The 21387-nt window shown below is 69.3% G+C and carries 23 protein-coding genes and 1 riboswitch; of the genes, 15 read left to right on the forward strand and 8 right to left on the reverse strand.

What is annotated here, in order from left to right; translation table 11 throughout:
- The first annotated feature begins 3 nt into the window (after positions 1 to 3).
- From folE to ACGFIV_RS12710, 6 genes are all read left to right on the forward strand, one after another.
- Positions 4 to 591 (forward strand): GTP cyclohydrolase I FolE, encoded by a 588-nt coding sequence (gene folE / locus ACGFIV_RS12685; RefSeq protein WP_358551726.1) that lies wholly within the window; start codon positions 4 to 6, stop codon positions 589 to 591.
- Between the two features lie 98 nt (positions 592 to 689).
- Positions 690 to 1550 carry a dihydropteroate synthase gene (gene folP / locus ACGFIV_RS12690; RefSeq protein WP_358551728.1) on the forward strand — a complete coding sequence of 287 codons (861 nt, stop codon included), beginning with the start codon at positions 690 to 692 and terminating at the stop codon, positions 1548 to 1550.
- The gene (locus ACGFIV_RS12695) at positions 1547 to 1984 is read left to right on the forward strand and encodes a nuclear transport factor 2 family protein (protein WP_358551730.1); all 438 of its coding nucleotides are present in this window, start codon (positions 1547 to 1549) and stop codon (positions 1982 to 1984) included. The genes folP and ACGFIV_RS12695 overlap by 4 nt, the downstream gene beginning before the upstream one ends.
- A complete protein-coding gene (gene folB, locus ACGFIV_RS12700; RefSeq protein WP_358551732.1) occupies positions 1981 to 2364 on the forward strand; it encodes a dihydroneopterin aldolase in 384 nt (127 codons plus the stop codon). Before ACGFIV_RS12695 ends, folB begins: the two co-directional genes overlap by 4 nt.
- Complete coding sequence (gene folK / locus ACGFIV_RS12705) at positions 2364 to 2870, forward strand: 2-amino-4-hydroxy-6-hydroxymethyldihydropteridine diphosphokinase (RefSeq protein WP_358551734.1); 507 nt, start codon at positions 2364 to 2366, stop codon at positions 2868 to 2870. Before folB ends, folK begins: the two co-directional genes overlap by 1 nt.
- A gap of 150 nt (positions 2871 to 3020) precedes the next feature.
- Positions 3021 to 3476: a DUF3180 domain-containing protein gene (locus tag ACGFIV_RS12710; RefSeq protein WP_358551736.1), complete on the forward strand. Its 456-nt coding sequence runs from the start codon at positions 3021 to 3023 to the stop codon at positions 3474 to 3476.
- A gap of 160 nt (positions 3477 to 3636) precedes the next feature.
- Here ACGFIV_RS12710 and ACGFIV_RS12715 read toward each other — a convergent pair whose 3' ends face one another.
- The 6 genes from ACGFIV_RS12715 to ACGFIV_RS12740 all read right to left on the reverse strand — a co-directional run bounded on the left by ACGFIV_RS12715 (position 3637) and on the right by ACGFIV_RS12740 (position 8671).
- Positions 3637 to 4818: an NADH-quinone oxidoreductase subunit D gene (locus ACGFIV_RS12715; protein ID WP_358551738.1), complete on the reverse strand. Its 1182-nt coding sequence runs from the start codon at positions 4816 to 4818 to the stop codon at positions 3637 to 3639.
- Between the two features lie 18 nt (positions 4819 to 4836).
- Positions 4837 to 6087, reverse strand: a complete 1251-nt coding sequence (locus ACGFIV_RS12720; RefSeq protein WP_392834485.1) for an aminotransferase class V-fold PLP-dependent enzyme — start codon at positions 6085 to 6087, stop codon at positions 4837 to 4839.
- Positions 6088 to 6248: 161 nt separating this feature from the next.
- A riboswitch (SAM riboswitch) is annotated at positions 6249 to 6364 on the reverse strand.
- 171 nt (positions 6365 to 6535) lie between these two features.
- Positions 6536 to 6892, reverse strand: a complete 357-nt coding sequence (locus tag ACGFIV_RS12725; RefSeq protein ID WP_358551739.1) for a helix-turn-helix transcriptional regulator — start codon at positions 6890 to 6892, stop codon at positions 6536 to 6538.
- Between the two features lie 189 nt (positions 6893 to 7081).
- Positions 7082 to 7393, reverse strand: coding sequence for a hypothetical protein (locus ACGFIV_RS12730; protein WP_358551740.1), 312 nt, complete (start codon positions 7391 to 7393; stop codon positions 7082 to 7084).
- Positions 7394 to 7566: 173 nt separating this feature from the next.
- Positions 7567 to 7842: a hypothetical protein gene (locus ACGFIV_RS12735; RefSeq protein WP_392834436.1), complete on the reverse strand. Its 276-nt coding sequence runs from the start codon at positions 7840 to 7842 to the stop codon at positions 7567 to 7569.
- Positions 7843 to 8242: 400 nt separating this feature from the next.
- On the reverse strand, positions 8243 to 8671 hold the full coding sequence (locus ACGFIV_RS12740) for a hypothetical protein (RefSeq protein WP_358551744.1): 429 nt from the start codon (positions 8669 to 8671) through the stop codon (positions 8243 to 8245).
- A 211-nt stretch (positions 8672 to 8882) separates the two neighbouring features.
- On the opposite strand from ACGFIV_RS12740, the gene ACGFIV_RS12745 reads away from it, so the two are divergent.
- Together ACGFIV_RS12745 and ACGFIV_RS12750 are read left to right on the forward strand one after the other, a co-directional pair.
- On the forward strand, positions 8883 to 9647 hold the full coding sequence (locus ACGFIV_RS12745) for a GntR family transcriptional regulator (protein ID WP_358551746.1): 765 nt from the start codon (positions 8883 to 8885) through the stop codon (positions 9645 to 9647).
- Between the two features lie 36 nt (positions 9648 to 9683).
- Positions 9684 to 10775, forward strand: a complete 1092-nt coding sequence (locus ACGFIV_RS12750; RefSeq protein WP_358551748.1) for an alanine racemase — start codon at positions 9684 to 9686, stop codon at positions 10773 to 10775.
- A 38-nt stretch (positions 10776 to 10813) separates the two neighbouring features.
- Here ACGFIV_RS12750 and ACGFIV_RS12755 read toward each other — a convergent pair whose 3' ends face one another.
- Entirely contained in the window at positions 10814 to 11578 is a 765-nt protein-coding gene (locus ACGFIV_RS12755) for a class I SAM-dependent methyltransferase (protein ID WP_358551750.1), read from the reverse strand.
- A gap of 263 nt (positions 11579 to 11841) precedes the next feature.
- Between ACGFIV_RS12755 and ACGFIV_RS12760 the strand changes: the two genes are divergently transcribed.
- The 3 genes from ACGFIV_RS12760 to ACGFIV_RS12770 all read left to right on the forward strand — a co-directional run bounded on the left by ACGFIV_RS12760 (position 11842) and on the right by ACGFIV_RS12770 (position 14877).
- Positions 11842 to 12627 (forward strand): ATP phosphoribosyltransferase regulatory subunit, encoded by a 786-nt coding sequence (locus ACGFIV_RS12760; RefSeq protein WP_392834442.1) that lies wholly within the window; start codon positions 11842 to 11844, stop codon positions 12625 to 12627.
- 219 nt (positions 12628 to 12846) lie between these two features.
- A complete protein-coding gene (locus tag ACGFIV_RS12765) occupies positions 12847 to 13623 on the forward strand; it encodes a TerC family protein (RefSeq protein WP_358551754.1) in 777 nt (258 codons plus the stop codon).
- A gap of 45 nt (positions 13624 to 13668) precedes the next feature.
- Positions 13669 to 14877: a cytochrome P450 gene (locus ACGFIV_RS12770; protein WP_392834446.1), complete on the forward strand. Its 1209-nt coding sequence runs from the start codon at positions 13669 to 13671 to the stop codon at positions 14875 to 14877.
- On the opposite strand, the gene ACGFIV_RS12775 is transcribed toward ACGFIV_RS12770, so the two are convergent.
- Complete coding sequence (locus tag ACGFIV_RS12775) at positions 14858 to 15799, reverse strand: SAM-dependent methyltransferase (RefSeq protein ID WP_358551758.1); 942 nt, start codon at positions 15797 to 15799, stop codon at positions 14858 to 14860. The genes ACGFIV_RS12770 and ACGFIV_RS12775 overlap by 20 nt on opposite strands.
- Positions 15800 to 16071: 272 nt before the next feature.
- Between ACGFIV_RS12775 and ACGFIV_RS12780 the strand changes: the two genes are divergently transcribed.
- The 4 genes from ACGFIV_RS12780 to ACGFIV_RS12795 all read left to right on the forward strand — a co-directional run bounded on the left by ACGFIV_RS12780 (position 16072) and on the right by ACGFIV_RS12795 (position 21352).
- Complete coding sequence (locus tag ACGFIV_RS12780; protein ID WP_358551760.1) at positions 16072 to 16962, forward strand: DUF2520 domain-containing protein; 891 nt, start codon at positions 16072 to 16074, stop codon at positions 16960 to 16962.
- A gap of 23 nt (positions 16963 to 16985) precedes the next feature.
- Positions 16986 to 17831 (forward strand): pantoate--beta-alanine ligase, encoded by an 846-nt coding sequence (gene panC, locus ACGFIV_RS12785; RefSeq protein WP_392834488.1) that lies wholly within the window; start codon positions 16986 to 16988, stop codon positions 17829 to 17831.
- Between the two features lie 108 nt (positions 17832 to 17939).
- A complete protein-coding gene (locus ACGFIV_RS12790) occupies positions 17940 to 20570 on the forward strand; it encodes an L-aspartate oxidase (RefSeq protein ID WP_358551762.1) in 2631 nt (876 codons plus the stop codon).
- On the forward strand, positions 20570 to 21352 hold the full coding sequence (locus ACGFIV_RS12795) for a type III pantothenate kinase (protein ID WP_358551764.1): 783 nt from the start codon (positions 20570 to 20572) through the stop codon (positions 21350 to 21352). The genes ACGFIV_RS12790 and ACGFIV_RS12795 overlap by 1 nt, the downstream gene beginning before the upstream one ends.
- Positions 21353 to 21387: the final 35 nt, after the last annotated feature.

The raw sequence follows: 21387 nt of genomic DNA on the forward strand, positions 1-21387 counted from the left end.
CAGGTGAGTGCGACTCCGCTCAAGGTCGACTCGGACCGGATCGAGAAGGCCGTTCGTGAGATCCTTCTCGCGATCGGCGAGGATCCGGACCGGGACGGCCTGCTCGACACCCCCGCCCGGGTCGCTCGCGCGTACGCCGAGCAGTTCGCCGGGCTGGGGCAGGCCCCCGAGGACGTCCTGACCACCGTGTTCGACGCCGACCACGACGAGATGGTGCTGGTGAAGGACATCGAGGTGTTCTCCACCTGCGAGCACCACCTCGTCCCCTTCCACGGCGTCGCCCACGTCGGGTACGTGCCGAACGCCAAGGGGCAGATCACCGGCCTGTCCAAGCTGGCCAGGCTGGTCGACGTCTACGCCAGGCGCCCGCAGGTCCAGGAGCGCATGACGTCGCAGATCGCCGACGCGCTGATGGAAGTGCTCGCGCCGCGCGGCGTCATCGTCGTGATCGAGGCCGAGCATCTCTGCATGACCATGCGGGGCGTGCGGAAGCCGGGTGCCAAGACCATCACGTCGGCCGTCCGCGGTGACTTCCGCGACAGCGACAGGACCCGCGCCGAGGCGATGGCCCTGATCCTCGGCCGCCGCTGAGCCGGGGCACGATCCTCCGGGTGCGTCGATCCGATTCGTTATCCACAAGCCGGACCCATGGCACAGATCGTCACTGGGGAGCACCTAGGCTTGACGCCATGACCACCACATGGAGGGTGCCAGGCGTGCCCGACAAAGGGCGCTGCCTGGTCATGGGCGTGGTCAACGTCACCCCCGACTCCTTCTCCGACGGCGGCGAGTGGTTCGACCCCGAGGTGGCCGTGCGCCACGGCCTCGATCTGGTCGAGCAGGGAGCCGACATCGTCGACGTGGGCGGCGAGTCCACCCGGCCGGGCGCGGCCAGGGTCTCCCTGGCCGAGGAGCTGCGGCGCGTGTCGCCCGTCATCCGCGCCCTGTCGGAAGAGGGTGTCACGGTCAGCGTCGACACCATGCGCGCCGAGGTGGCCGAGGCCGCAGTGAGCGCGGGCGCGAGCCTGGTCAACGACGTCAGCGGCGGCCTGGCCGACCCGGCGATGCCGCGTGTCGTGGCGGCGGCCGGCGTCCCCTACGTCGTGATGCACTGGCGTGGCCACAGCCACGACATGGACGGGCGCGCGATCTACTCCGATGTGGTGACCGAGGTCACCGAGGAGCTGCGCAAGCGGGTCGACACCGTGCTCGCCGAGGGCGTGGACGAGCGGCAGATCATCGTCGACCCGGGCCTCGGCTTCGCCAAGCGGGCCGAGCACAACTGGTCCCTGCTCGCCGGCATCGGCAGGCTGGGCGAGCTTGGTTACCCCATCATCATCGGAGCGTCGCGAAAGCGCTTCCTCGGCCGCCTGCTGGCCGACCCCGATGGCACCCCGAGGCCCTTCGGCCGGTCCGACGACGCCACGCTCGCTGTCACCGCACTGGCCGCCCACGCCGGCGCCTGGTGCGTGCGGGTGCACCACGTGCCTTCCAACGCCGACGCCGTGCGTGTCGCGGCGGCCTGGCGAGAGGGGGAGGGGGTTCTATGAGCACGACGGCAGCGGAGATCGAGAAGCTCAACGAGGCCTTCTACACCGCGATCGAGAGCGGCGACCTCGACCGCATGACCGAGATCTGGGCCGACGACGGCGAGGGCCGGGTGGCGATGTGCGTCCATCCCGGTTGGCCGATGCTGAGCGGCCGGCCCGAGGTACTGCGCTCGTGGGCGCTGATCATGGCGAACACGCCCTATATCCAGTTCGTGCTGACCGACGTCCGCACCACCGTGATCGGCGACGTCGCGGTGCTCACCTGCGCGGAGAACATCCTCACCGCCGCCGACACCGAGGACGCCACCTTCGCGGCGGGCCGGGTGGTCGCCACCAACACCTTCGTGAGGACCCAGGCGGGCTGGCGGCTCTGGTTCCACCATGGCTCCCCCGTCCTCCAGGGCGAGGATGACGACGACGAGGACGACGAATGACCATCCCCGGCGAGACGGGTCCGCGTGACAGTGTGAGCCTGGTGGGGCTCCGGGCGCGGGGGCGGCACGGCTGCCTGCCCGCCGAGCGCGAGCTGGGCCAGGAGTTCGTGGTCGACATCACGCTCTTCCTCGACACCGCCCCGGCCGCCGCCGGTGACGACCTGGCCAAGACCGTCGACTACGGCGAGCTCGCCGTCCGGCTGGCAGGCATCGTCGAGGGTGAGCCGGTCAACCTGATCGAGACCCTGGCACAGCGCCTGGCGGGCGCGTGCCTCGCCAACGAGCTGGTCGAGGAGGTGGAGGTCAAGGTGCACAAGCCCGCCGCGCCGATCCCGCTTCCCTTCGACGACGTGATCGTGACAGTGAGGAGGAGGCGCTAATGAAGGTCGTTCTGGCGCTCGGCAGCAACGTCGGCCGCCGCTTCGACACGCTTCAAGGTGCCGTTGACGCGCTTTTCGACGCCCCCGGGCTCGACTTCGTGGCGGTGTCCCCGGTTTACGAGACCGACCCGGTGGGCGGACCGCCCGATCAGCGGCCGTACTTCAACGCGGTGGTGATCGGGCAGACCATGACGCTGGGCCCCCAGGCGATCCTGGAGCGTGCGCTGAGCGTGGAGACCGCCTTCGGCCGGGTCCGCCTGGAGCCGTGGGGTCCGCGCACCCTCGACGTCGACCTGATCATGGTCGGTGACCTGCTCTCCGACGACCCCGAGCTCACGCTCCCGCATCCTCTGGCCCACGAACGGGCGTTCGTGCTGGTGCCGTGGTCGCAGGCCGATCCAGGGGCGGTGCTTCCCGGGCGGGGGTCGGTGGCCGGTCTGCTCGCCGACCTCGACCAGAGCGGCGTGCGACTACGGGCCGACCTGGCCCTGCAGCCCCCCGGCTGACGGGCGCCCGAGGCCCGTGGCCGGCCGGTCGGGGCACGATCCGTCCCCGGCCTGTGGACAGGCCGGTCGGGAGCCCACCACCCTCCGCGGGCAGCCGGCCGGCGCACGAGGGGTCCGCGGGTTGCGGTGGGGAGACAAGAGGAGGATCGCGTGAAACCGAGCCGTCCCGGCGTGCTCGTCCTGTTGGTGGTCGCTTTCACGGTCCTGACGTGGGCCGTGTTGCAGAAGGTCTACTCAGATCTGCCGACCGTGCCGTGGACCGCCATACCGACAGTGCTCATCCTGGCGGTCGGCGAGGCGTACAGCGGGTGGATGACCCGGGCCCGCATCGAACGCAGGCCCGGCACCAAGCCGGTGGAGCCGCTGGCCGTGGCCCGGCTGGCCGCGCTGGCCAAGGCGTCCGCCTACGTGGGAGCCGCGTTCGCCGGGGTGTTCGCGGGCTTCGTCTTCCACGTCGTCCCGCTGCTCGACCAGGACACCCCCCGGCGTGACTTCTTCCTCGCCGGCGGTTCGCTGATCTCCTGTGTGGTGCTCGTCTGCGCGGCTCTGTTCCTGGAGCACTGCTGCCGGGTGCCCAAGCGCCCCGACGACGACGCGAAGGACTGAGGACGACCAGCGGGGCCCGGCCCCGAGGCCGGGCCCCGCTCTGCAAGGAGCCACCCTTAATCCCTTGATCCCTGTCCCTTTACGCAATGTTGTTCCTTCACGAGATCGACGGTGTTAAACGCGTCTCGCGAGATTCGTGGTGAGAAACCCCGAAAAAAGATCACTTGTCGATGTCGCCGACGACGAAGAACATCGAGCCGAGGATGGCCACCATGTCCGAGATCAGGTGGCCGGGAAGCATCTCCCTGAGCACCTGCACGTTGTTGAAGGACGCGCTGCGCAGCTTGAGCCGCCACGGCGTCTTCTCGCCCCGCGACACCAGGTAGTAGCCGTTGAGCCCGAGCGGGTTCTCGGTCCAGGCGTAGGTGTGGCCCTCGGGCACCTTCAGCACCTTGGGCAGCCGCTGGTTGATGGGACCGGGCGGCAGCGACCGCAGGCGCTCCACGCACGCGTCGGCGAGGTCGAGCGCGACCTTCACCTGGTCGAGCAGCACCTCGAAACGGGCATGGCAGTCACCCGCCGAGCGCGTGACCACCTTGACGGGAAGCTCCCCGTAGGCCAGGTACGGCTCGTCGCGGCGCAGGTCGAGATCGACCCCCGAGGCGCGGGCGATCGGCCCGCTGACCCCGTACTGCATGATCGTCTCGCGGTCGAGCACCCCGACCCCCCGGGTGCGCGCGAGGAAGATCTCGTTACCGGAGATCAGGTTCTCGATGTCCGGCAGCCGCCTGCGCACGTCGGCGACCGCCTGGGCGACCCGGTCGAGCCAGCCGTACGGGAGGTCCTCCTTCAGGCCGCCGACCCTGTTGAACATGTAGTGCATGCGCCCGCCGGAGATCTCCTCCATGACGGCCTGCAGGGTCTCTCGCTCGCGGAAGGCGTAGAACACGGGCGTGATGGCGCCGAGCTCCAGGGGATACGACCCGAGGAACATCAGGTGGTTGAGCACGCGGTTCAGCTCGGCGAGCAGCGTGCGCGCCCACACCGCCCTGACCGGCACTTCCATGCCCAGCATGCGTTCGACGGCGAGGACGACGCCCAGCTCGTTGGCGAAGGCCGACAGCCAGTCGTGCCGGTTGGCCAGCACGATGATCTGCCGGTAGTCGCGGACCTCGAAGAGCTTCTCGGCGCCACGGTGCATGTAGCCGACGATCGGCTCGGCGCTGCCGATGCGCTCGCCGTCCACGGTGAGCCGAAGGCGCAGGACACCATGGGTCGAGGGGTGCTGGGGGCCGATGTTGAGGATCATGTCCTCGGTGGCCAGTTCCTTGGCCCCGGCCCCGATCCCCACGACCCGTTCGGTGCGCGCGCCTCCGGTGCCAGCTCCGCGAGGTTCGGTCATAAACCCCATGCTGTCACGTCAGCGGCGTGAGGCAAGATCCGAGAGGGCGGTGACCAGGCGGCGGACGTGCTCCTCGGTCGTCCCGATGCCGATGGACGCCCGTACGGCCCCGGCGGTGCCGTCCGCGCACGAACCGTCGGCGGCCTGGCCGACGGCGTCGAGCAGGTGCCTGACGAAGGGATGGGCGCAGAACTTGCCGTCGCGCACCCCGATGCCGTACTCGGCGGACAGCGTCTCGGCGACCTCCCTGGCGGTCCAGCCCTCGACCACGAAGGAGACGATGCCGACGCGCGGGTGGGCGGGCCCCCAGAGCGACAGCTCGTGGACGCCCGCGATCGCGGCGAGGCCGTCGCGCAGCAGTTCGACGAGGCGCTCCTCCTCCCTGATCAACGCCGTCCAGCCGGTGGCCGAGAGGGCGTCGCAGGCGGCGGCCAGGGCGACGGCGCCGAGGACGTTCGGCGTGCCGGCCTCGTGCCGCTGCTCGGGGTCCGCGCTCCACTCGGCGTCCAGCGGCAGCCCCTGCCCGGCGCCTCCGGTGACGGCCTTCGACGCGCCGCCCCCGCGCAGGTACGGCTCGGCCTGGGCGAGCCAGTCGGCCCGGCCGATCAGGGCGCCCGCGCCGAACGGCGCGTAGAGCTTGTGCCCGGAGAACGCCACGTAGTCCAGGTCGAGCGCGGTCAGGTTGAGCCGGCGGTGGGGGACGAGCTGCGCGGCGTCCACGAGGATCCGCGCGCCGTGCCGGTGGGCGATGTGGGCCAGGGCGGCGATCGGCCACAGCTCGCCGGTCACGTTCGAGGCCGCGGTGACGACCAGGAGCTTGGGTCCCTCGATGGCCGCCAGGGTCTCGTCCGCCGCGCGGACCGCCTCGCCGGGGAACCGCGGGGGCGCCAGCCGTACCGCCTCGGGCCAGGGGAGCAGGGACGCGTGGTGCTCGGTCTCGAAGACCACGACGGTGGTGCCCTCGGGCAGGCAACGGGCCAGCAGGTTCGCCGCGTCCGTGGTGTTGCGGGTGAACACGACGGCGTCACCGGGACGGGCGCCGACGAAGGCGCGCACGGTGTGCCGGGCCTGCTCGTAGCGCGCCGTGGTGAGCTGCGAGGCGTACCCGGCTCCCCGGTGAACGCTGGAATAGGCCGGGAGCGCGGCGGCGACCGCGGCGCTCACCGGCTCCAGACAGGGGGCGCTCGCCGCGTAGTCGAGGTTGGCGTACCGCACGAGCCCGCCGCCCTTGACCGGGACCTCCAGATCTCCACCGAGCACGGCGGGGATGGCCGGAGCGGTACGTCCCGCCGCCTCGCCCTGGAAAGCACTGCCGGGCCTGGAGCCGCCGGAGGCGTCCGAGCCGGAAACGACGGGATTCAGGACAGTGAGTGCGGACAACGCCGGCCTCCTAGGGTCATGGGACCCCGGCCATGGCGTTGGTATGACGGAGCCCGCGCTTGACTGGCGCACCTCGCACCAGACCTGGTCCTCACCCGGGGCACCCCGCCGCGAGCGCGAGGGTTGCCGGTCAGCGAGCCGGGGCTTGACGCTGACACTCATGACCTACGGGGACTATAACCCAACCTCCCCCCGCCTCCGCAACGTGACAAGCCCCACGCCCCGAGCCGTTCTCAGGCAGCACTGGCAGTCACCGCTCCTGCCGGGTGGTGTTCACCATTTAGCAGCCGGGATCTCGCAACCGGTGAACACCACCGCAGCGGCCAGTAACGCCGAGTTATGACGGGCCTTCGCCACCGAGAAGTTCGGTGGGAATGCCCAGGCCATCAACCAGATCGCGTACCATCGTCACGCCGCTGGCCAGCCGGGTCCCCGATTCGAGCTGAGACACATAGCACTGAGATCGCCCGATAAGCTCCGCCAGTCTCTCCTGACTCATCCCGGTATGCTCGCGGATCAACGTGCATACGGCGACAAGATCCCATGAAGCAAGCGCTTCACGGATATCAGGAAGGGTCCACACCTCCGCTGGTACCGGTCGAGCGTCCGCAGCGCACGGGCCACACACATCATCGGTGTTGTACCGGCTCAGCGGGCGTACACACTTGCGGCACATTCGCTCCGGCTCGATCATGGCGTCACCTCGGACCCGCAGTACCGGCGAGGTAGCTCCTCATGCTCGTCAACCCGGCAGCCAAGGGCTTCGAGGGTGGCGAACCCACGGTGACGCAACAGCCGCACAGGAGCTCTTCCACGAGGGAACACGCGAGGGGACGGCCATAGTGGCGCAGGTGCTCGGTCACACGCCCGGCATCGGGTCGGCTCAACCGCATCGCTCCTCGCCATGGTGGAAGACGATCGCGCCGCTGGCATGGTCCCGGTTAGCGCGCACCAGGATGGGCCCGTACCGGTAGCACGGGTAGGGGTAGGCGAAGAGGTCCAACCGCGCCGGGCGGACTGTCCCCCGGCCACGATCGGGCATGGTGTGCAAGGCGGCCAGTAGCGCTCTGCGCGCCCTGACGGACGTGTCCGTCACGCCACGAACTCCGCGCCCGCCCAGATCGTCGGCGTCCCACGTCCACAGCACCGGCTCATCATCGACGTTGTCGGGGTCCAGTCGCGGTACTCCGCTCATGGCCCGGCGTTGTGCCGGTAGGGCCGGAGCCGACCCGGGGAGCGAAAGGCGCCGACTGATGGCGCCGGGAAAGTAGCCGCCCACGGAAATCCGTGCGGTCGTGGGCATGCCGTATGGGTCGCGCGGCTCGTCGTCATTCCTAATGGGCTCGCGCTCGTGCTCGTCGCAGCTGGTCATGCTGCCCTCCCCGGAGAATGGATCACTTCGAGCTCGGACTGACGCATGAGCTCGCGCAATCCCTCGAGGGTGTGCGAGTTGATCATCAGCGGCTCGCACGACCAGAGGGCGATCGCGTAGAACCGGCGGTTCCAGGTGCCGTACATGACGTGCCAGCCGGGCTCCAGTTGGTCGAGTTGGACGGCGGCCGCCTGCTTGGCCTGGTCCCAACGCTTTGGGGCGACGTCGACGGCGGGCGCATCGGGAGCATGCCGTCCTCGTGCCCGGCTCATGCCACTGCTCCACGCCGGTACGGCTCGTGCCAGTCCCTCGAGGAAGATGTGTCCGGTGAGCAGTCGCGTTTCGGGGCCGGGAGAACGGTGACCGGCCGAGTGGGGCCGACGTGGCGGGGGCCGACGCCGGGCGGGTGGACCTTCAGCGGCCGTAGCGGCGCTGGGGCGGGGAAGCCACCGCACAGGCCGAGGCGGCGGCGCGCGTCCAGGCGGGCGCCCATCTGGGCGTTGGTGGGGTGCTCCCACTGGTGGTGACGGCGGTATGGGAGGCTGGCCGCGTCGTGTGCGTACGGCGGATGTCCGCACCACCGGCAACCGAGAGGCTTCGGCGGGGTCTCGGCGCGGTGCCGGATACGGACGAACCGGGGCGTGGGCCGGGTTAGGACGTTCCTAGGATTGTTCATCGGATCGCACCCTTCGCGTGCGCGAACTGCTCGCGGCGGCGGTCAGGCCACAGCCCGCGTTCCATCACCTGGTCCACGCGCATTTCGTGCTGGCGGGGTGCCTGTTCGCCTGTGCGGCGGAGCTTGACCCGCTCCCGCGGGGACAGCGGCTCGCCCCTACCGGCCGTGCGCAGGTTCAGCCGACGGGTCTGGTAGTCCCGCCACCAGACCGCGACATCCCCGTCCAGTCGCTCGGTGCCCTGCTTTACCCACGCCCCCAGCTTCCCCAGCGACGGCCGGAACTTGGTGATGCGCTCGGTGGTCATCTCATAGGCGTGCGGCGCTACGGCCGGCTCGCTCATAGTCATGGCCACCAGTGACAGCTCCAGGACAGCAGCGCCGGATGCGGACTCGTTGGTGATGGACCGCAGGTCAGTCTTGGGCATGATGAGAACGCCTCTCTTGAAGGGGTGCCAGGGCGCGGGCCCAGGTTTGGCGACATGGCCGCGCCTGGCTGTTCGACTTCCGCTCGACTCGGCAGGTATGCTGCCGAGCAAAACGCCAAACGTTTGTCGATATCCCGATGATGTATCTGTGAGGGCCGGGTGTCAACAAACATCAAACGTTTGGCGTTTCTAGCGGACCGAAAAGAGGGAAATGAGCCACCCGAGCAAGCTGGGCTTCCGCCAGATCGCAGCCCAGATCCGAGAAGAGATCGTGAAGGGCGTTTACCCGCCTGCCACGGTCCTTCCGGCTGAGCCGGTGCTTGCCGAGCGGTACGGCGCATCGCGAAGCTTGGTCAACAGAGCAATGCAGGTACTTGCAGCAGAGGGCATGATCCGCCCTCGTCAAGGGAGGGGAACCATGGTCACCTACATTCCGCCAATGCTGCACTCGCCAGCGCGCTACTCCCGCCAGGCGCGCGAGGGTGGGCAGGCGCGCGGAGCCTTCGACGCAGAAGTGCGGGCAATCGGGCTCGAACCGCAGCATGAGATCACGACCAACAGGGCCGTTCCGCCGGACGACATCGCCGATGCTCTTGGACTGCCGCGCAGGGAGGAGAATGTCCTCGTTCGCCGCAGGCGCCTTCTCGCGTCCGGCATCCCGATGCGCCTCAACACGTCGTGGTTCCCGCTGTCCATCGCCGAAGGGACGGTTCTGGAAGAGCCGGGGCCGGTCATCATCGGTGGCGTCAAGTCAGCGCTCGCCGAGCTCGGCTACCCCCAGACGGAAGCAACCGAGTGCATCGTCGTCCGGCCTCCCACCGACGCCGAAGCCGAAGCTCTGGAGATCAGCCCTGAGCGGACCGTTCTCGATATCTTCCACGCCGGCAAGACGGGAGATCACCGAATTGTGGAAGTGACCACGACGGTCACACCAGCTCACTACCTGGTGGTTGAGAACACCTTCCCCCTCGCCTGACGTGCGGCCAGACACAACCCGATCGGAGACGATGCGATGACAGCCACACTGCCGATACGCGCACGGGCCTTGGAACTGGCCGACGCGGGCGAGCTACCCGCTTACGTGTACGACCTCGCCGACCTTGATACCCACCTGGCCACCATTCGGGCGACTCTCGGCGATATCGAGGTCTACTACGCCGTCAAGGCCAACCCCGATCCGAAGCTGTTGCAGGTAATCGCGCCGTACGTCGATGGCTTCGAGGTGGCGTCAGGGGGAGAGCTTGCCCATGTGCGCAAGTTCTTCCCCGAGACGCCAATTGCACTGGGCGGGCCTGGTAAGACCGACGCCGAACTCTTCGCCGATGTGACGAGGTTGCACATCGAAAGCTCCAGCGAGATTCGGCGGTTGTTCGCCGCGGGCCGGTCGGCTGACATGCTGTTGCGGGTCAATCTCGACGTCCCGATCAGCGGAGCGTCACTGGCAATGGGGGGCGGTGCGACGCCGTTCGGCATGGATCCCGCCGGCATCTCCGAGTGCATTGAGATGCTGGCCGGTCAGAACGCCGTACGGCTTCGCGGTATCCACGCTCATCTGGCCAGCGGCCTGGACGCGCCCGCCATGTTGGAGCTAGCCGCCGCTGTGCTCGACTACGCGCGCAGTCTCGGCGTGACTGAGATCAATCTCGGGGGCGGCATGAGCGTGTCTTACGCCGATCCCGCTTCTCGTTTCGACTGGAAGACGTACGGCGAAGGGCTGGCTGCTCTACGCCGTCCGGGTGAAATCCTGCGCATCGAGCCGGGCCGTTCCTTGTCGGTCTACTGCGGGCGGTACGTCACTCAGGTCATCGACGTGAAGCGCGTCCACGGCGAGCTATTCGCGGTAGTCGCGGGCGGAACGCACCACATCAGGACACCCGCAACCAAGGGGCACAGCCAGCCAATGGCGATCGAACAGCGGGGAGAACCGACCACGATCGTTGGCCAGCTCTGCACCCCGAAAGACACCATGGCGCGGCACGTGCCGGTGAGCCTGAAGACGGGTGACGTCGTGGAGTTCCTCATGGCAGGCGCCTATGCATGGAACATCTCCCACCACGATTTCCTGATGCATCCGAAGCCCACCTTCCATTACCTGGAAGGCTGAGCCGATTACTGACACCGGTCACAGCTTCGCTCGGTGGGTCATGCCGTCTTCCGCAGTTGAGCGATGTATCCGGCGCCCTCGATTTCGGCGTGTTCGAGCGTCCACGGTGACCGGTCCGTCAGGTCGGACAGTTCCTGGATGGAGGCGAACAGGTAGTCGAACCATTCGGTGGCGGTGCGGCCGTGGCGGACGCGCAATCGCAGCTGGCCTGCCATCCGGCCATGTCTGCGGTTGTGCTCGTGATAGGCGAGATGGTCGGGGTTGTCGGTGCCGTAGGGGTCGGTTCCGCTACCAATCAGCAGGGCGTTCGGATGGGCCAGTTCGGAGAGTTTCATGAGCACTTGGGGAGCGCGATCGGATCCGCCGAGCAGGCCGAGATTGTTGCCCAGCAGCAGTACCGTATCGAATCGGCCAAGATCTGGGGGTGGTTCGTAGAGCGAGCCGTGGACGGCGGTGACGCCACGCCGGCGGGCCACGGTGACGGCACCCGGGGAGTTGTCCATGCCGACGACGTCGAATCCTGCATCGGCAAGCGCGAGGGCGTGGCGGCCGGCACCGCAGCCGGTGTCCAGAACCCGCCCTGCCGCCTGCTGGCAGGCCCACCCATCAAGTCGATCCAGCTGATCGGGAGGAGTGAAGTATTTGGCCGCGTCGCTGGCCATGAGCAGGCCGTCGTCTCGTTCCACCAGCTCCATCACAGCGCCGGGCGCTCCCTGAGCACGCCAGCATTCCTGGAGCGTCTGGCCGAAGGCGTCACCGATGACGAGGCCACGGACAGGGTCGATCGCGGTGTCTTCGGTCATGTCCGCCCCCTGGAGTCCTGGCTACGCCGCATCGCGGCGGAAATGATCGCTACCGTGGTGCCACGCCGGATAGCCATGCGCTGACTTCTTCATCGTCGCGGGCGGCCGGTACGGAACGCCCTGCAGCTGACGACCTCGGTGGACGAGTCAACGGTAGGAACCCCTCCGAATGATCACCATTGCAGCTGCAATGGTGATCAGCTTTTTCATGACGCACACTCCGTTCGTCAACACTCCCTGCGACTGACAGGCCGGAGACCGACGTGACCGAGCTAAATCTCCCCCTAAGGGGAACAGGCGACATCTTCGGGTTACCGCTGCGCAAACGCCTGGCTGTCACCAGTGCGCTTGCCCATCTGGCCCGACGGCACGGCTACGACCAGATCGAGGTGCCGCTGATCGAGCGGGCCTCCTCCTTCTCTGAGGAGGTCGTCGGCCGCTCTCCGTGGCCGGAATGGGACCAGCGCGGCTGCTTCTACCTGAAGGTCCCCGACTACCACAGCTCCTACGACACTCCACCGGTGCTCACCGACGCGCTGCTGATCCCCGAGGGCACGATCTCGGTCACCCGATGGCTGGGCCGTCTGCTCTCCGAAGAACCGGAATTCGTCTGGCCGCTCAAGCTGTTCTACCTCACGCCGTGCTTTCGCAACGAGCTCATGGATGGCCTGGATGAGCTCAAGCGGCGCCAGTTCACCCAGTTCGGGCTGGAGGTTCTTGGGACACCGTCGGGCAGCGCCGACATCGAAGTCATCCATCTGATCACCATCAGCCTGTACGAGCTCGGCATCCCTGAGCGCACCGTCCGGGTGCGAGTCGGCGACGTGGCCATCTTCAACCGGCTTGTCGAGCTTTCTGGCCTAGATCCCGATCCGGCGATCCGGCTCAAGGAAGCCCTCGACGCGATCGCCGAGTGCAAGGCCGGAAAACGCCCCGAACGTCACCCCGCGCTGATCGACGACATCGACAGGCTGACCTGCGAGGCTCATCTTGACCCGCGCTGGGCGAAGGTGTGGGGCGTTCGTGCCGACCGGGGGGGGGCGGGCTGAGCGGGCACGGTCGCGGCAGGTAAAGGGCTGGTCATGCTGACACTCATGACTTACGAGTGACTATGACGCAGGTTCCCCCTCGTCTCCGCGACCTCTTAAGGGGGTGCGAGGGGTCTCGAAACTTCGCGAACTTTGTCGGATCCCCGCGCGTTGACAGGGGAACGGCCGCCGCCCTTGGGGGTCGTGACCTGGACGAATCGCTAGCCGGAGGAGATCGTCATGGACTGGGTGGTCAACCCGGAGATCTGGATCGGGTTCTTCACCCTGGTCGCTCTGGAGATCGTGCTGGGGATCGACAACATCATCTTCATCTCGATCCTCGCGGGCAAGCTTCCCCCCGAGAAGCGCGACCGTGCGCGCAAGGTGGGGCTCGGGCTGGCGCTGGTGAGCCGCCTCGCGTTGCTCCTCGCCCTGTCGTGGGTCGTACGGCTGACGACGCCGCTGTTCGAACTTTTCGGCCAAGGCATATCGGGGCGAGATCTGATCCTGATCCTCGGCGGCCTGTTCCTGCTGGGCAAGAGCACCTTCGAGATCGGCGACAGTCTGGAGGGCGCGTCGGGTCACTCCAGCGCCAGGACGGGCGCGACCTTCAGCGCGGTGATCGTGCAGATCATGCTGCTGGACGTCGTGTTCTCGCTGGACTCGGTCATCACGGCCGTCGGTATGGTCGACGAACTGGGTGTAATGATCGCAGCGGTGATCGTCGCGGTCATCGTCATGCTCTTCGCGGCCGGCCCAATCAGCGGGTTCGTCGAGAAGTACCCGAGTATCAAGATGCTGGCCCTGGCCTTCCTGGTGCTGATCGGCGTCGTGCTCATCGCCGAGGGCTTCGAGCAGCACATCTCCAAGGGCTACATCTACTTCGCCATGGCCTTCTCGCTGGGCGTGGAGTTGCTCAACATCCGGGCGCGCAGGAAGGCGGGCCGCCAGCGGCCGGTGGAGCTGCGGGAGCGCTACGAGGAGTCTCCCGAGCCCGGTGACGTGGCGAAATCCTGAACCGGGCTGTCGGCTGTGGGGGCAAATCCCATTTACGATGACTTCGTGCGATTTGATCCTTGGAATCCTGACTTCGTCGCTCATCCGTACGACGTCTACCGAGAGCTCCGCGACACCGAGCCGGTCAGCTTCTTCGAGCCGACCGGCCAGTGGCTCGTGGCGCGGCACCCGGACGTCAACGCGGCGCTGCGCGATCGACGGCTCGGCCGCTCCTACCTGCACGTGGCCTCGCACGAGGAGTTCGGCCGCGAGGCGGAGCCCGGCTTCCAGGAGCCGTTCTGGCGGGTGATCCGCGCGGGCATGCTCGACGTGGAGCCGCCGATCCACACCCGGCTGCGCCGGCTGGTGTCCAAGGCCTTCACTCCGCGCATGGTGGAGGAGCTCCGGCCGCGCGTGCGGCGGATCGCCGGCGAGCTGGTCGACGGCTTCGTCGAGCGCGGGGGCGGCGATCTGCTCTCCGAGGTGGCCGAGCCGCTGCCGGTGACCGTCATCGCCGAGATGCTCGGCGTGCCCGAGGCCGACCGGCACCTGCTGCGGCCCTGGTCGGCCGACATCTGCGGCATGTACGAGCTCAGCCCGTCCGTGGAGGCGCAGCACACGGCGGTGCGCGCCGCCTCGGAGTTCGCGGGCTACCTGCGCGAGCTGGCCGCGAGCCGCCGCAGGGATCCGGGGAACGACCTGATCAGCGCGCTGGCCCAGGTGGCCGACGAGGGTGACAGGCTCACCGAGGACGAGCTGGTCGGCACGTGCGTCCTGCTGCTCAACGCCGGTCACGAGGCAACCGTGAATGTCACGGGCAACGGCTGGTGGTCGCTGTTCCGCAACCCGGACGAGCTGGAACGGCTGCGCGGCGATCTGTCGCTGCTTCCCACGGCGGTCGAGGAGCTGATGCGCTGGGACACCCCGCTGCAGATGTTCGAGCGCTGGGTGCTGGAGGACATCACGATCGGCGGGGTGGACATCCCGAAGGGCGTCGAGGTGGCCCTGCTGTTCGGCTCGGCCAACCGTGACCCGGAGGTCTTCGAGGATCCCGACCGGCTGGACGTGGGCAGGAAGGACAACCCGCACATCTCGTTCGGAGCGGGCATCCACTTCTGCCTGGGCGCTCCCCTTGCCCGCGTGGAGCTCATCGAGTCGTTCGGAGCCCTGCTGAGGGCCGCCCCCAAGATGGAACTCACGGAAGAGCCGGCGTGGAAGCCCAACTACGTCATCCGCGGCCTCGAATCGCTCAAGATCAGCGTTTCCACTGGCTGAGCCAGCCGAAGCCGCCCAGCCCCGCGGGGTCGATCAGCTCGGCCTCCTGGGACGCCTGGGCGAGCGCCCTCAGATAGCCCCCGGGATCGGTGCCGGCGAGGCTCAGCGGAGGCCGGCTGCCGCTGACCCCCAGACCCTGTAACGCATGTCGTTGCGTGGTCAACGTTGTGGATATCGCTCCGGCCCGCTCGCCCGCCTCCGCGCACGCGTCCAGGGCGACGTGTGCGGTGATATCGCAGGATCCGTCGGGTATGGCGGGTACGCAGGCCCCATCCCGATATCCCGCCAGGGTTCCGAAGGGCGGCCGGTTATCCACAGGGTGTGCATAATCCACGGCCACCGCGAGCCCCTGCGTCAGCCGTACGATCACCGACTTCCAGGCCTCGTCGCGAGGGCGGCCGATCTCGGCGCGCAGGCCCGTCGACCTGAGTGGCCACCAGCGCTCCAGCCACCGCAGGTCGTTCTCGCCGGGCGGGTCGCCGAGGCTCTCCTCGCCCGTGCGCGGATCGACGAGCACCAGCCGGCAGCCGTCGGGGGTCCGCTCGGCGACGTCGAGGGGCACGTTGTCGAGCCACTCGTTGGCGACCACGAGCCCGGTGATCTTCTCGGGCAGGGCCCCGGACCAGGTGATCTCGTCGTCCAGGCCCTCCGGGCGAGGGGCGAGGTCGACGGCCGTGACGCGCAACCGTTCGACCAACTCGGGCTCCGCCGTGTGGAGAACCTGGGTCACCAGCAGGCCGTCGCCGGAGCCGACGTCCACGAGGTCGATCTCGCCGGGATGTTCGAGCGCGTCGTCGACAGTGCGCAGCAGGCGGAGCACCGCTTGGGCGAACACGGGTGAAGCGCCCACCGAGGTCCGGAAGTGTCCAGACGGACGCTCCCTGATGTAGAACCCGTCGTCGCCGTAGAGCGCTCGATGCATGGCCTCCCGCCACGTGACCCACACGGGACTGGACGTTACCAAGGATGTATGCCCCATGACCGTCGTGCTGACAGGCTGCTGTCAAGCCGCGAGCGGTTCTACAATCCGCCCACGGTTCATCGTATATAGCGGCATATATAGGTTTTTGTCCTTAACGTAGGTGCCCGATGGATACGCGAGGGCCAAGCGGCGGAGCCGGACGGGGACGGGCACGGGCACGACCGTTACGCTGGTCGACTGGGCCTGGTTCGTCGATTGTGAACAGGAACGTGATGGAGACAAGCGACCGCCCGGGGCGTCTCGCGGTCGGGGTCCTCGGAGCCGGACGAGTGGGTTCCGTCCTCGGTGCCGCCCTCGCGCAGGCGGGGCACCGCGTCGTGGCCGCCGCCGGGGTCTCCGACGCCTCACGCCGCAGGGCCGCGGAGCGGCTCGGGGTGGGCATCTCCCAGCCCGACGACGTCATCCGCCGGGCCGACCTCATCCTGCTCACCGTGCCCGACGACGTGCTGCCCGGCCTGGTCGCGGGGCTCGCCGCGACCGGCGTGAGCCTGCGGGGAAAGATGCTCGTGCACACGAGCGGCGCGTACGGCCTGGGCGTGCTGGAGCCCGCCACCGCCGCCGGCGGCGTCCCGTTCGCCATCCACCCGGTGATGACCTTCACCGGCAGGGACGACGACCTGCGCCGCGTCTACGGCTGCTCGTTCGGCGTCACCGCGCCTGAGCGGCTCAGGCCGGTGGCCGAGGCCCTGGTCATCGAGATGGGCGGCGAGCCGGTCTGGATCGCCGACAAGGACCGCGCGCTCTACCACGCCGCCCTGGCCGGAGCCGCCAACCACATGGTCACCCTGATCGCGGAGTCCCAGGAGCTGCTCAAGAAGATCGGGGTGGAGAATCCCGGGCGGATGCTCGGCCCGCTGCTCGGAGCCGCTCTCGACAACGTCCTGCGCCTCGGCCTCGTGGGGCTGACCGGCCCCGTGGTGCGCGGCGACGCGGGCACGGTGCGCAAGCACGTGGACGCGCTCATCCTCGCCGCGCCCGAGGCCGCGGACGCCTACGTCGCCCTGGCCCGGCTCACCGCCGACCGTGCCCTGGCCGCCGGGCTGCTCAAGCCCGAGGCGGCCGAACGCCTGCTCGACGCCCTTGGAGGAAATTCGTGGACGTGATCGTCGCCGGAGACCGTCCGGAGCTGCTCGCGGCCCGCGCCGCGCTCGGCATCGGCGGCGGGTACGACCGGGCGGCCGGGGGCACGCTCGCCCTGGTGCCGACCATGGGAGCCCTGCACGAGGGGCACCGCTCGCTGATCCGCCTCGCCCGGGAGTACGCCGATCACGTGGCGGTCAGCATCTTCGTCAATCCCCTCCAATTCGGCCCAAACGAGGATTTTTCCCGCTACCCCCGTACATTTGACGCCGACCTGCGCGTGTGCGCGGCCGAGGGCGTGAGCCTGGTCTTCGCTCCGTCGGCCGAGGAGATGTACCTGCCCGACCGCCAGGTCGGCGTGTCCACAGGCCAGATGGGCACGGTGGCCGAGGGCGCCTTCCGGCCGGGGCACTTCGACGGCGTGCTGACCGTCGTGCTGAAGCTCTTCAACCTCGTCCAGCCGGACGCCGCCGTCTTCGGCCAGAAGGACGCCCAGCAGCTCGCGATGATCCGCCGGATGGTCGCCGACCTCAACCTGCCCATCACGATCGCGGGCGCCCCCACGGTCCGCGAGCCGGACGGGCTGGCGCTCTCCAGCCGCAACCGCTACCTGTCGGCGGCCGAGCGGGTCACCGCCCTCGCGCTGTCGGCCGCGCTTCGCGAAGGCGCCGGCCAGACCCGTCCCGAGGACATCCTGCACGCCGCGCACGCCGTGCTCGACAAGGCCGCCGACGCCGATCCGCCCCTGGTGCTCGACTACCTGAGCCTGGTGGACCCCGCGACGTTCACTCCCGTCGCCGACGGTCACCGAGGTGAGGCCGTGCTCGCGGTCGCCGCCAGGGTGGGCACGACCAGGCTGATCGACAACGTCGTCCTGACGCTCGCCCTCTGACAGCCCTCGCGGGCACCGGCGACGCACTCCGGCAGGGGTGCCCCACCCCTTTGCGAGCGTCGTTCGGTCATGCCCTATCGTCATAGTGACGAAATGAGGGAGCGACCCATGACCCACCCGCCCATCCCCCGGCGGCTCACCGCGCCCGAGCCCGGTTGGTCCGTCCACGCAGACGTCGTCGTGGTCGGGTCCGGCATCGCCGGGCTCACCGTGGCACTCCGGTACGCGGAGCTCGCCCCCGGCGCCCGCGTGCTGGTCGTCACCAAGGACGTGCTCTCGGCGGGGTCGACGCGCTGGGCGCAGGGCGGGATCGCCGCAGTGCTCGACCCCGACGACTCCTCGGCCGACCACCTCAGCGACACGCTCATCGCCGGAGTCGGTCTCTGCGACGAGCGGGCCGTGAGGACCCTGGTGACGGAGGGGCCGGCCGCGCTGCGGCGGCTCATGGACCACGGGGCCCGGTTCGACAGGGAACCGGACGGCGAGCTCCAGCTCACCCGCGAGGGCGGCCACCGCCGCGACCGCATCGTCCACGCGGGCGGGGACGCGACCGGGGCCGAGGTCCAGCGCGCCCTGGTGGAGGCGGTGCGGGCGAGCGCGTCCGACGGCGGGAGCGTCGAGATCATCGAGCACGCGCTGGTGCTCGACCTGCTCAAGGACGCCTCCGGGGCCGCGTGCGGCATCACGCTGCACGTGATGGGCGAGGGCGCGAGGGACGGCGTGGGGGCGGTGCGCGCGGGCGCCGTCGTGCTCGCCACCGGCGGCATGGGTCAGGTGTACGCGGCGACGACGAATCCCGTGGTGTCCACCGGTGACGGGGTGGCCCTCGCCCTGCGGGCCGGGGCGGTCGTGCGCGACCTGGAGTTCGTACAGTTCCACCCGACCGTCCTGTGGCTTGGAGAAGGGTCGACCGGCCAGCAGCCGCTCATCTCCGAGGCGGTGCGGGGGGAGGGCGCCCTCCTGGTCGACGGGGCGGGCGAGCGGTTCATGACCGGCGTCCACGAGCTGGCGGAGCTCGCCCCGCGTGACGTGGTCGCCAAGGCGATCATGCGCCGGATGCTGGAGACCGGCGCGGACCACGTGTACCTCGACGCCCGGCACTTCGGCGAGGAGAAGTGGCGCTCGCGCTTCCCCACGATCCACGCGATCTGCCTGGAACACGGCATCGATCCGGTGCGCGAGCCGATCCCCGTGGCGCCGGCCGCCCACTACGCCAGCGGTGGCGTCCGCACCGACCCGCGCGGCCGTACGAGCGTCCCGGGCCTCTACGCGTGCGGTGAGGTGGCCTGCACGGGCGTGCACGGGGCGAACCGGCTCGCCTCCAACTCCCTGCTCGAAGGGCTCGTCTTCGCCGAGCGCATCGCGGCCGACCTGGTCTCCCTGCGGCCCAAGTCGGACGCAGGCCCCGCGTCGGACGCAGGCCCCGCGTCGGACGAGCTCGCGCCCGCCGGGTCAGCGGCCGTACGGCCCGCGCTGGGTGAGCCGGTCGACGACGGGCGGGCCGCCGGGCTCGTCGACCCCCGGGTACGGCCGCGCGTCCAGGGACGGATGAGCGGCGGCGCGGGAGTGCTGCGGAGCGAGCGGAGCCTGTCCGAGGTCGCCCGCGGCCTCCTGGACGCCCGCTGGACCCCTGTGGCCGTCGAGCCCTGCACGGAATCCTGGGAGGCCACGAACCTGCTCACCGTGGCCACCGCGCTCGTCACGGCGGCGCGGGCGCGGGAGGAGACGCGCGGATCGCACTGGCGCGAGGACTTCCCCGAACGAAATGATGCCTGGTGGCTGGGGCACCTTGACGTGACCCTGACCGAGGAGGGACTTGCCATGACCTACCGGCAGCACGACGAGGACCGCACGACCATGCTCCCGCACCAGGTCGAGACCGACCTCGTCGTGGCGGGCCTCGACCCGGCGGCGGTCATGGCGCTGATCGGCACCGCGATCGCCGAGGACCTGTCCCAGGAAGGCGACGTGACCACCATCGCCACGATCCCGGACGACCAGGTGGCCGCCGGCGACGTCGTGGCGCGTTCCGACGGCGTGGTCTCCGGGCTCGCGGTCGCCGAAGCGGTGTTCTCCTTCTCCTCCCGGGGCCGCCTGACCGCCGAGCGCCACGTGAAGGACGGCGAGGGGGTCTCGCGAGGTGACGTGCTGATGACGGTCTCCGGGCCGGCTCGCGACCTCCTCACCGCCGAGCGCACGGCGCTCAACCTGCTCACCCACCTGTCCGGCATCGCCACCCTGACCCACCGCTGGGTCCAGGCGGTGGCGGGGACGACCGCGCGCATCCGTGACAGCCGCAAGACCCTGCCCGGCCTGCGAGCCCTGGAGAAGTACGCCGTGCGGTGCGGCGGTGGGGTCAATCACCGGATGTCGCTTTCCGACGCGGCCTTGATCAAGGACAATCACGTGGTGGCGGCCGGTGGGGTCGCCGAGGCGTTCCGCGCTGTGCGACAGGCCTATCCCGGGCTGCCGATAGAGGTCGAGGTCGATCGCGTCGACCAGCTCGAACCGGTGCTCGCGGAAGGGGCGGAGGAGATCCTGCTGGACAACTTCAGCGTGGAGGAGCTGGCGCACGCCGTCCGGCTCGTGGACGGCAGGGCACGCCTTGAGTCCAGCGGAGGACTCACCCTGGATTCGGCGCGTGAAGTGGCCGAAACCGGTGTTGACTACCTTGCTGTCGGTGCGCTGACCCACTCGGCGCCCGCACTCGACATCGCTTTGGACCTTCGGGAGGCTTGATGCTGCTAACGATCGACGTCGGCAACACCCACACCGTGCTCGGCCTGTTCGAAGGCGAGGAGGTCATCGAGCACTGGCGCCTCGCCACCGACGCGCGGCGCACCGCCGACGAGATCGCGGTCGTCCTCCAGGGGCTGCTCGGCCAGAGCCCCCTGCTCAAGGGGGCCGACATCAGCGGCATAGCCATATGCTCCACGGTCCCCTCCGTGCTCAACGAGATGCGCGAGATGTGCAGGCGCTACTACGGCGACGTCACCGCCGTGATCGTGGAGCCCGGCGTCCGCACCGGGGTGCCGGTGCGCATGGACAACCCCAAGGAGGTCGGCAGCGACCGCATCGTGAACGCGCTCGCCGCCATCACGTTGTACGGCGGGCCGTGCGTGATCGTCGACTTCGGCACGGCGACGTCGTTCGACGCCGTCTCCGCCAAGGGCGAGTACGTGGGCGCGGTGACCGCCCCGGGCATAGAGATCTCGGTGGACGCGCTCGCGGCGGCGGGAGCGCAGCTCCACAAGGTCGAGCTCGTACGGCCGCGCTCGGTGATCGCCAAGAACACCGTCGAGGCGCTCCAGGCCGGCATCATCTACGGCTTCGCCGGCCAGGTCGACGGCATCGTCGAGCGCATGGCGCCGGAGCTCGCCGCCGACCCCGACGACGTGACCGTCGTGGCCACGGGCTCCCTCGCCTCGCTGGTGGTCGATGAGGCCCGCTCCATCGACGTGCACGAGCCGTGGCTCACGCTCATCGGCCTGCGTCTCATCTACAACCGCAACATCGGTTGAGCCCCGCGGTCCGCCTTCAGGACACCGGCGCCAGG

Origin of the sequence: Sphaerisporangium sp. NPDC049003, from assembly GCF_043197795.1 — a bacterium.
Taxonomy (GTDB): domain Bacteria; phylum Actinomycetota; class Actinomycetes; order Streptosporangiales; family Streptosporangiaceae; genus Sphaerisporangium.

What these genes read in the sequence shown, in the direction of transcription:
- ACGFIV_RS12715 (WP_358551738.1), bottom strand. Translation starts at nt 4,818, where the DNA reads ATGACCGAACCTCGCGGAGCTGGCACCGGAGGCGCGCGCACCGAACGG.
- folP (WP_358551728.1), top strand. Translation starts at nt 690, where the DNA reads ATGACCACCACATGGAGGGTGCCAGGCGTGCCCGACAAAGGGCGCTGC.
- ACGFIV_RS12755 (WP_358551750.1), bottom strand. Translation starts at nt 11,578, where the DNA reads ATGACCGAAGACACCGCGATCGACCCTGTCCGTGGCCTCGTCATCGGT.
- ACGFIV_RS12725 (WP_358551739.1), bottom strand. Translation starts at nt 6,892, where the DNA reads ATGATCGAGCCGGAGCGAATGTGCCGCAAGTGTGTACGCCCGCTGAGC.
- ACGFIV_RS12695 (WP_358551730.1), top strand. Translation starts at nt 1,547, where the DNA reads ATGAGCACGACGGCAGCGGAGATCGAGAAGCTCAACGAGGCCTTCTAC.
- ACGFIV_RS12780 (WP_358551760.1), top strand. Translation starts at nt 16,072, where the DNA reads ATGGAGACAAGCGACCGCCCGGGGCGTCTCGCGGTCGGGGTCCTCGGA.
- ACGFIV_RS12795 (WP_358551764.1), top strand. Translation starts at nt 20,570, where the DNA reads ATGCTGCTAACGATCGACGTCGGCAACACCCACACCGTGCTCGGCCTG.
- ACGFIV_RS12735 (WP_392834436.1), bottom strand. Translation starts at nt 7,842, where the DNA reads ATGAGCCGGGCACGAGGACGGCATGCTCCCGATGCGCCCGCCGTCGAC.
- ACGFIV_RS12775 (WP_358551758.1), bottom strand. Translation starts at nt 15,799, where the DNA reads ATGCATCGAGCGCTCTACGGCGACGACGGGTTCTACATCAGGGAGCGT.
- ACGFIV_RS12765 (WP_358551754.1), top strand. Translation starts at nt 12,847, where the DNA reads ATGGACTGGGTGGTCAACCCGGAGATCTGGATCGGGTTCTTCACCCTG.
- ACGFIV_RS12740 (WP_358551744.1), bottom strand. Translation starts at nt 8,671, where the DNA reads ATGCCCAAGACTGACCTGCGGTCCATCACCAACGAGTCCGCATCCGGC.
- ACGFIV_RS12790 (WP_358551762.1), top strand. Translation starts at nt 17,940, where the DNA reads ATGACCCACCCGCCCATCCCCCGGCGGCTCACCGCGCCCGAGCCCGGT.
- ACGFIV_RS12730 (WP_358551740.1), bottom strand. Translation starts at nt 7,393, where the DNA reads ATGAGCGGAGTACCGCGACTGGACCCCGACAACGTCGATGATGAGCCG.
- ACGFIV_RS12745 (WP_358551746.1), top strand. Translation starts at nt 8,883, where the DNA reads ATGAGCCACCCGAGCAAGCTGGGCTTCCGCCAGATCGCAGCCCAGATC.
- ACGFIV_RS12750 (WP_358551748.1), top strand. Translation starts at nt 9,684, where the DNA reads ATGACAGCCACACTGCCGATACGCGCACGGGCCTTGGAACTGGCCGAC.
- folK (WP_358551734.1), top strand. Translation starts at nt 2,364, where the DNA reads ATGAAGGTCGTTCTGGCGCTCGGCAGCAACGTCGGCCGCCGCTTCGAC.
- folB (WP_358551732.1), top strand. Translation starts at nt 1,981, where the DNA reads ATGACCATCCCCGGCGAGACGGGTCCGCGTGACAGTGTGAGCCTGGTG.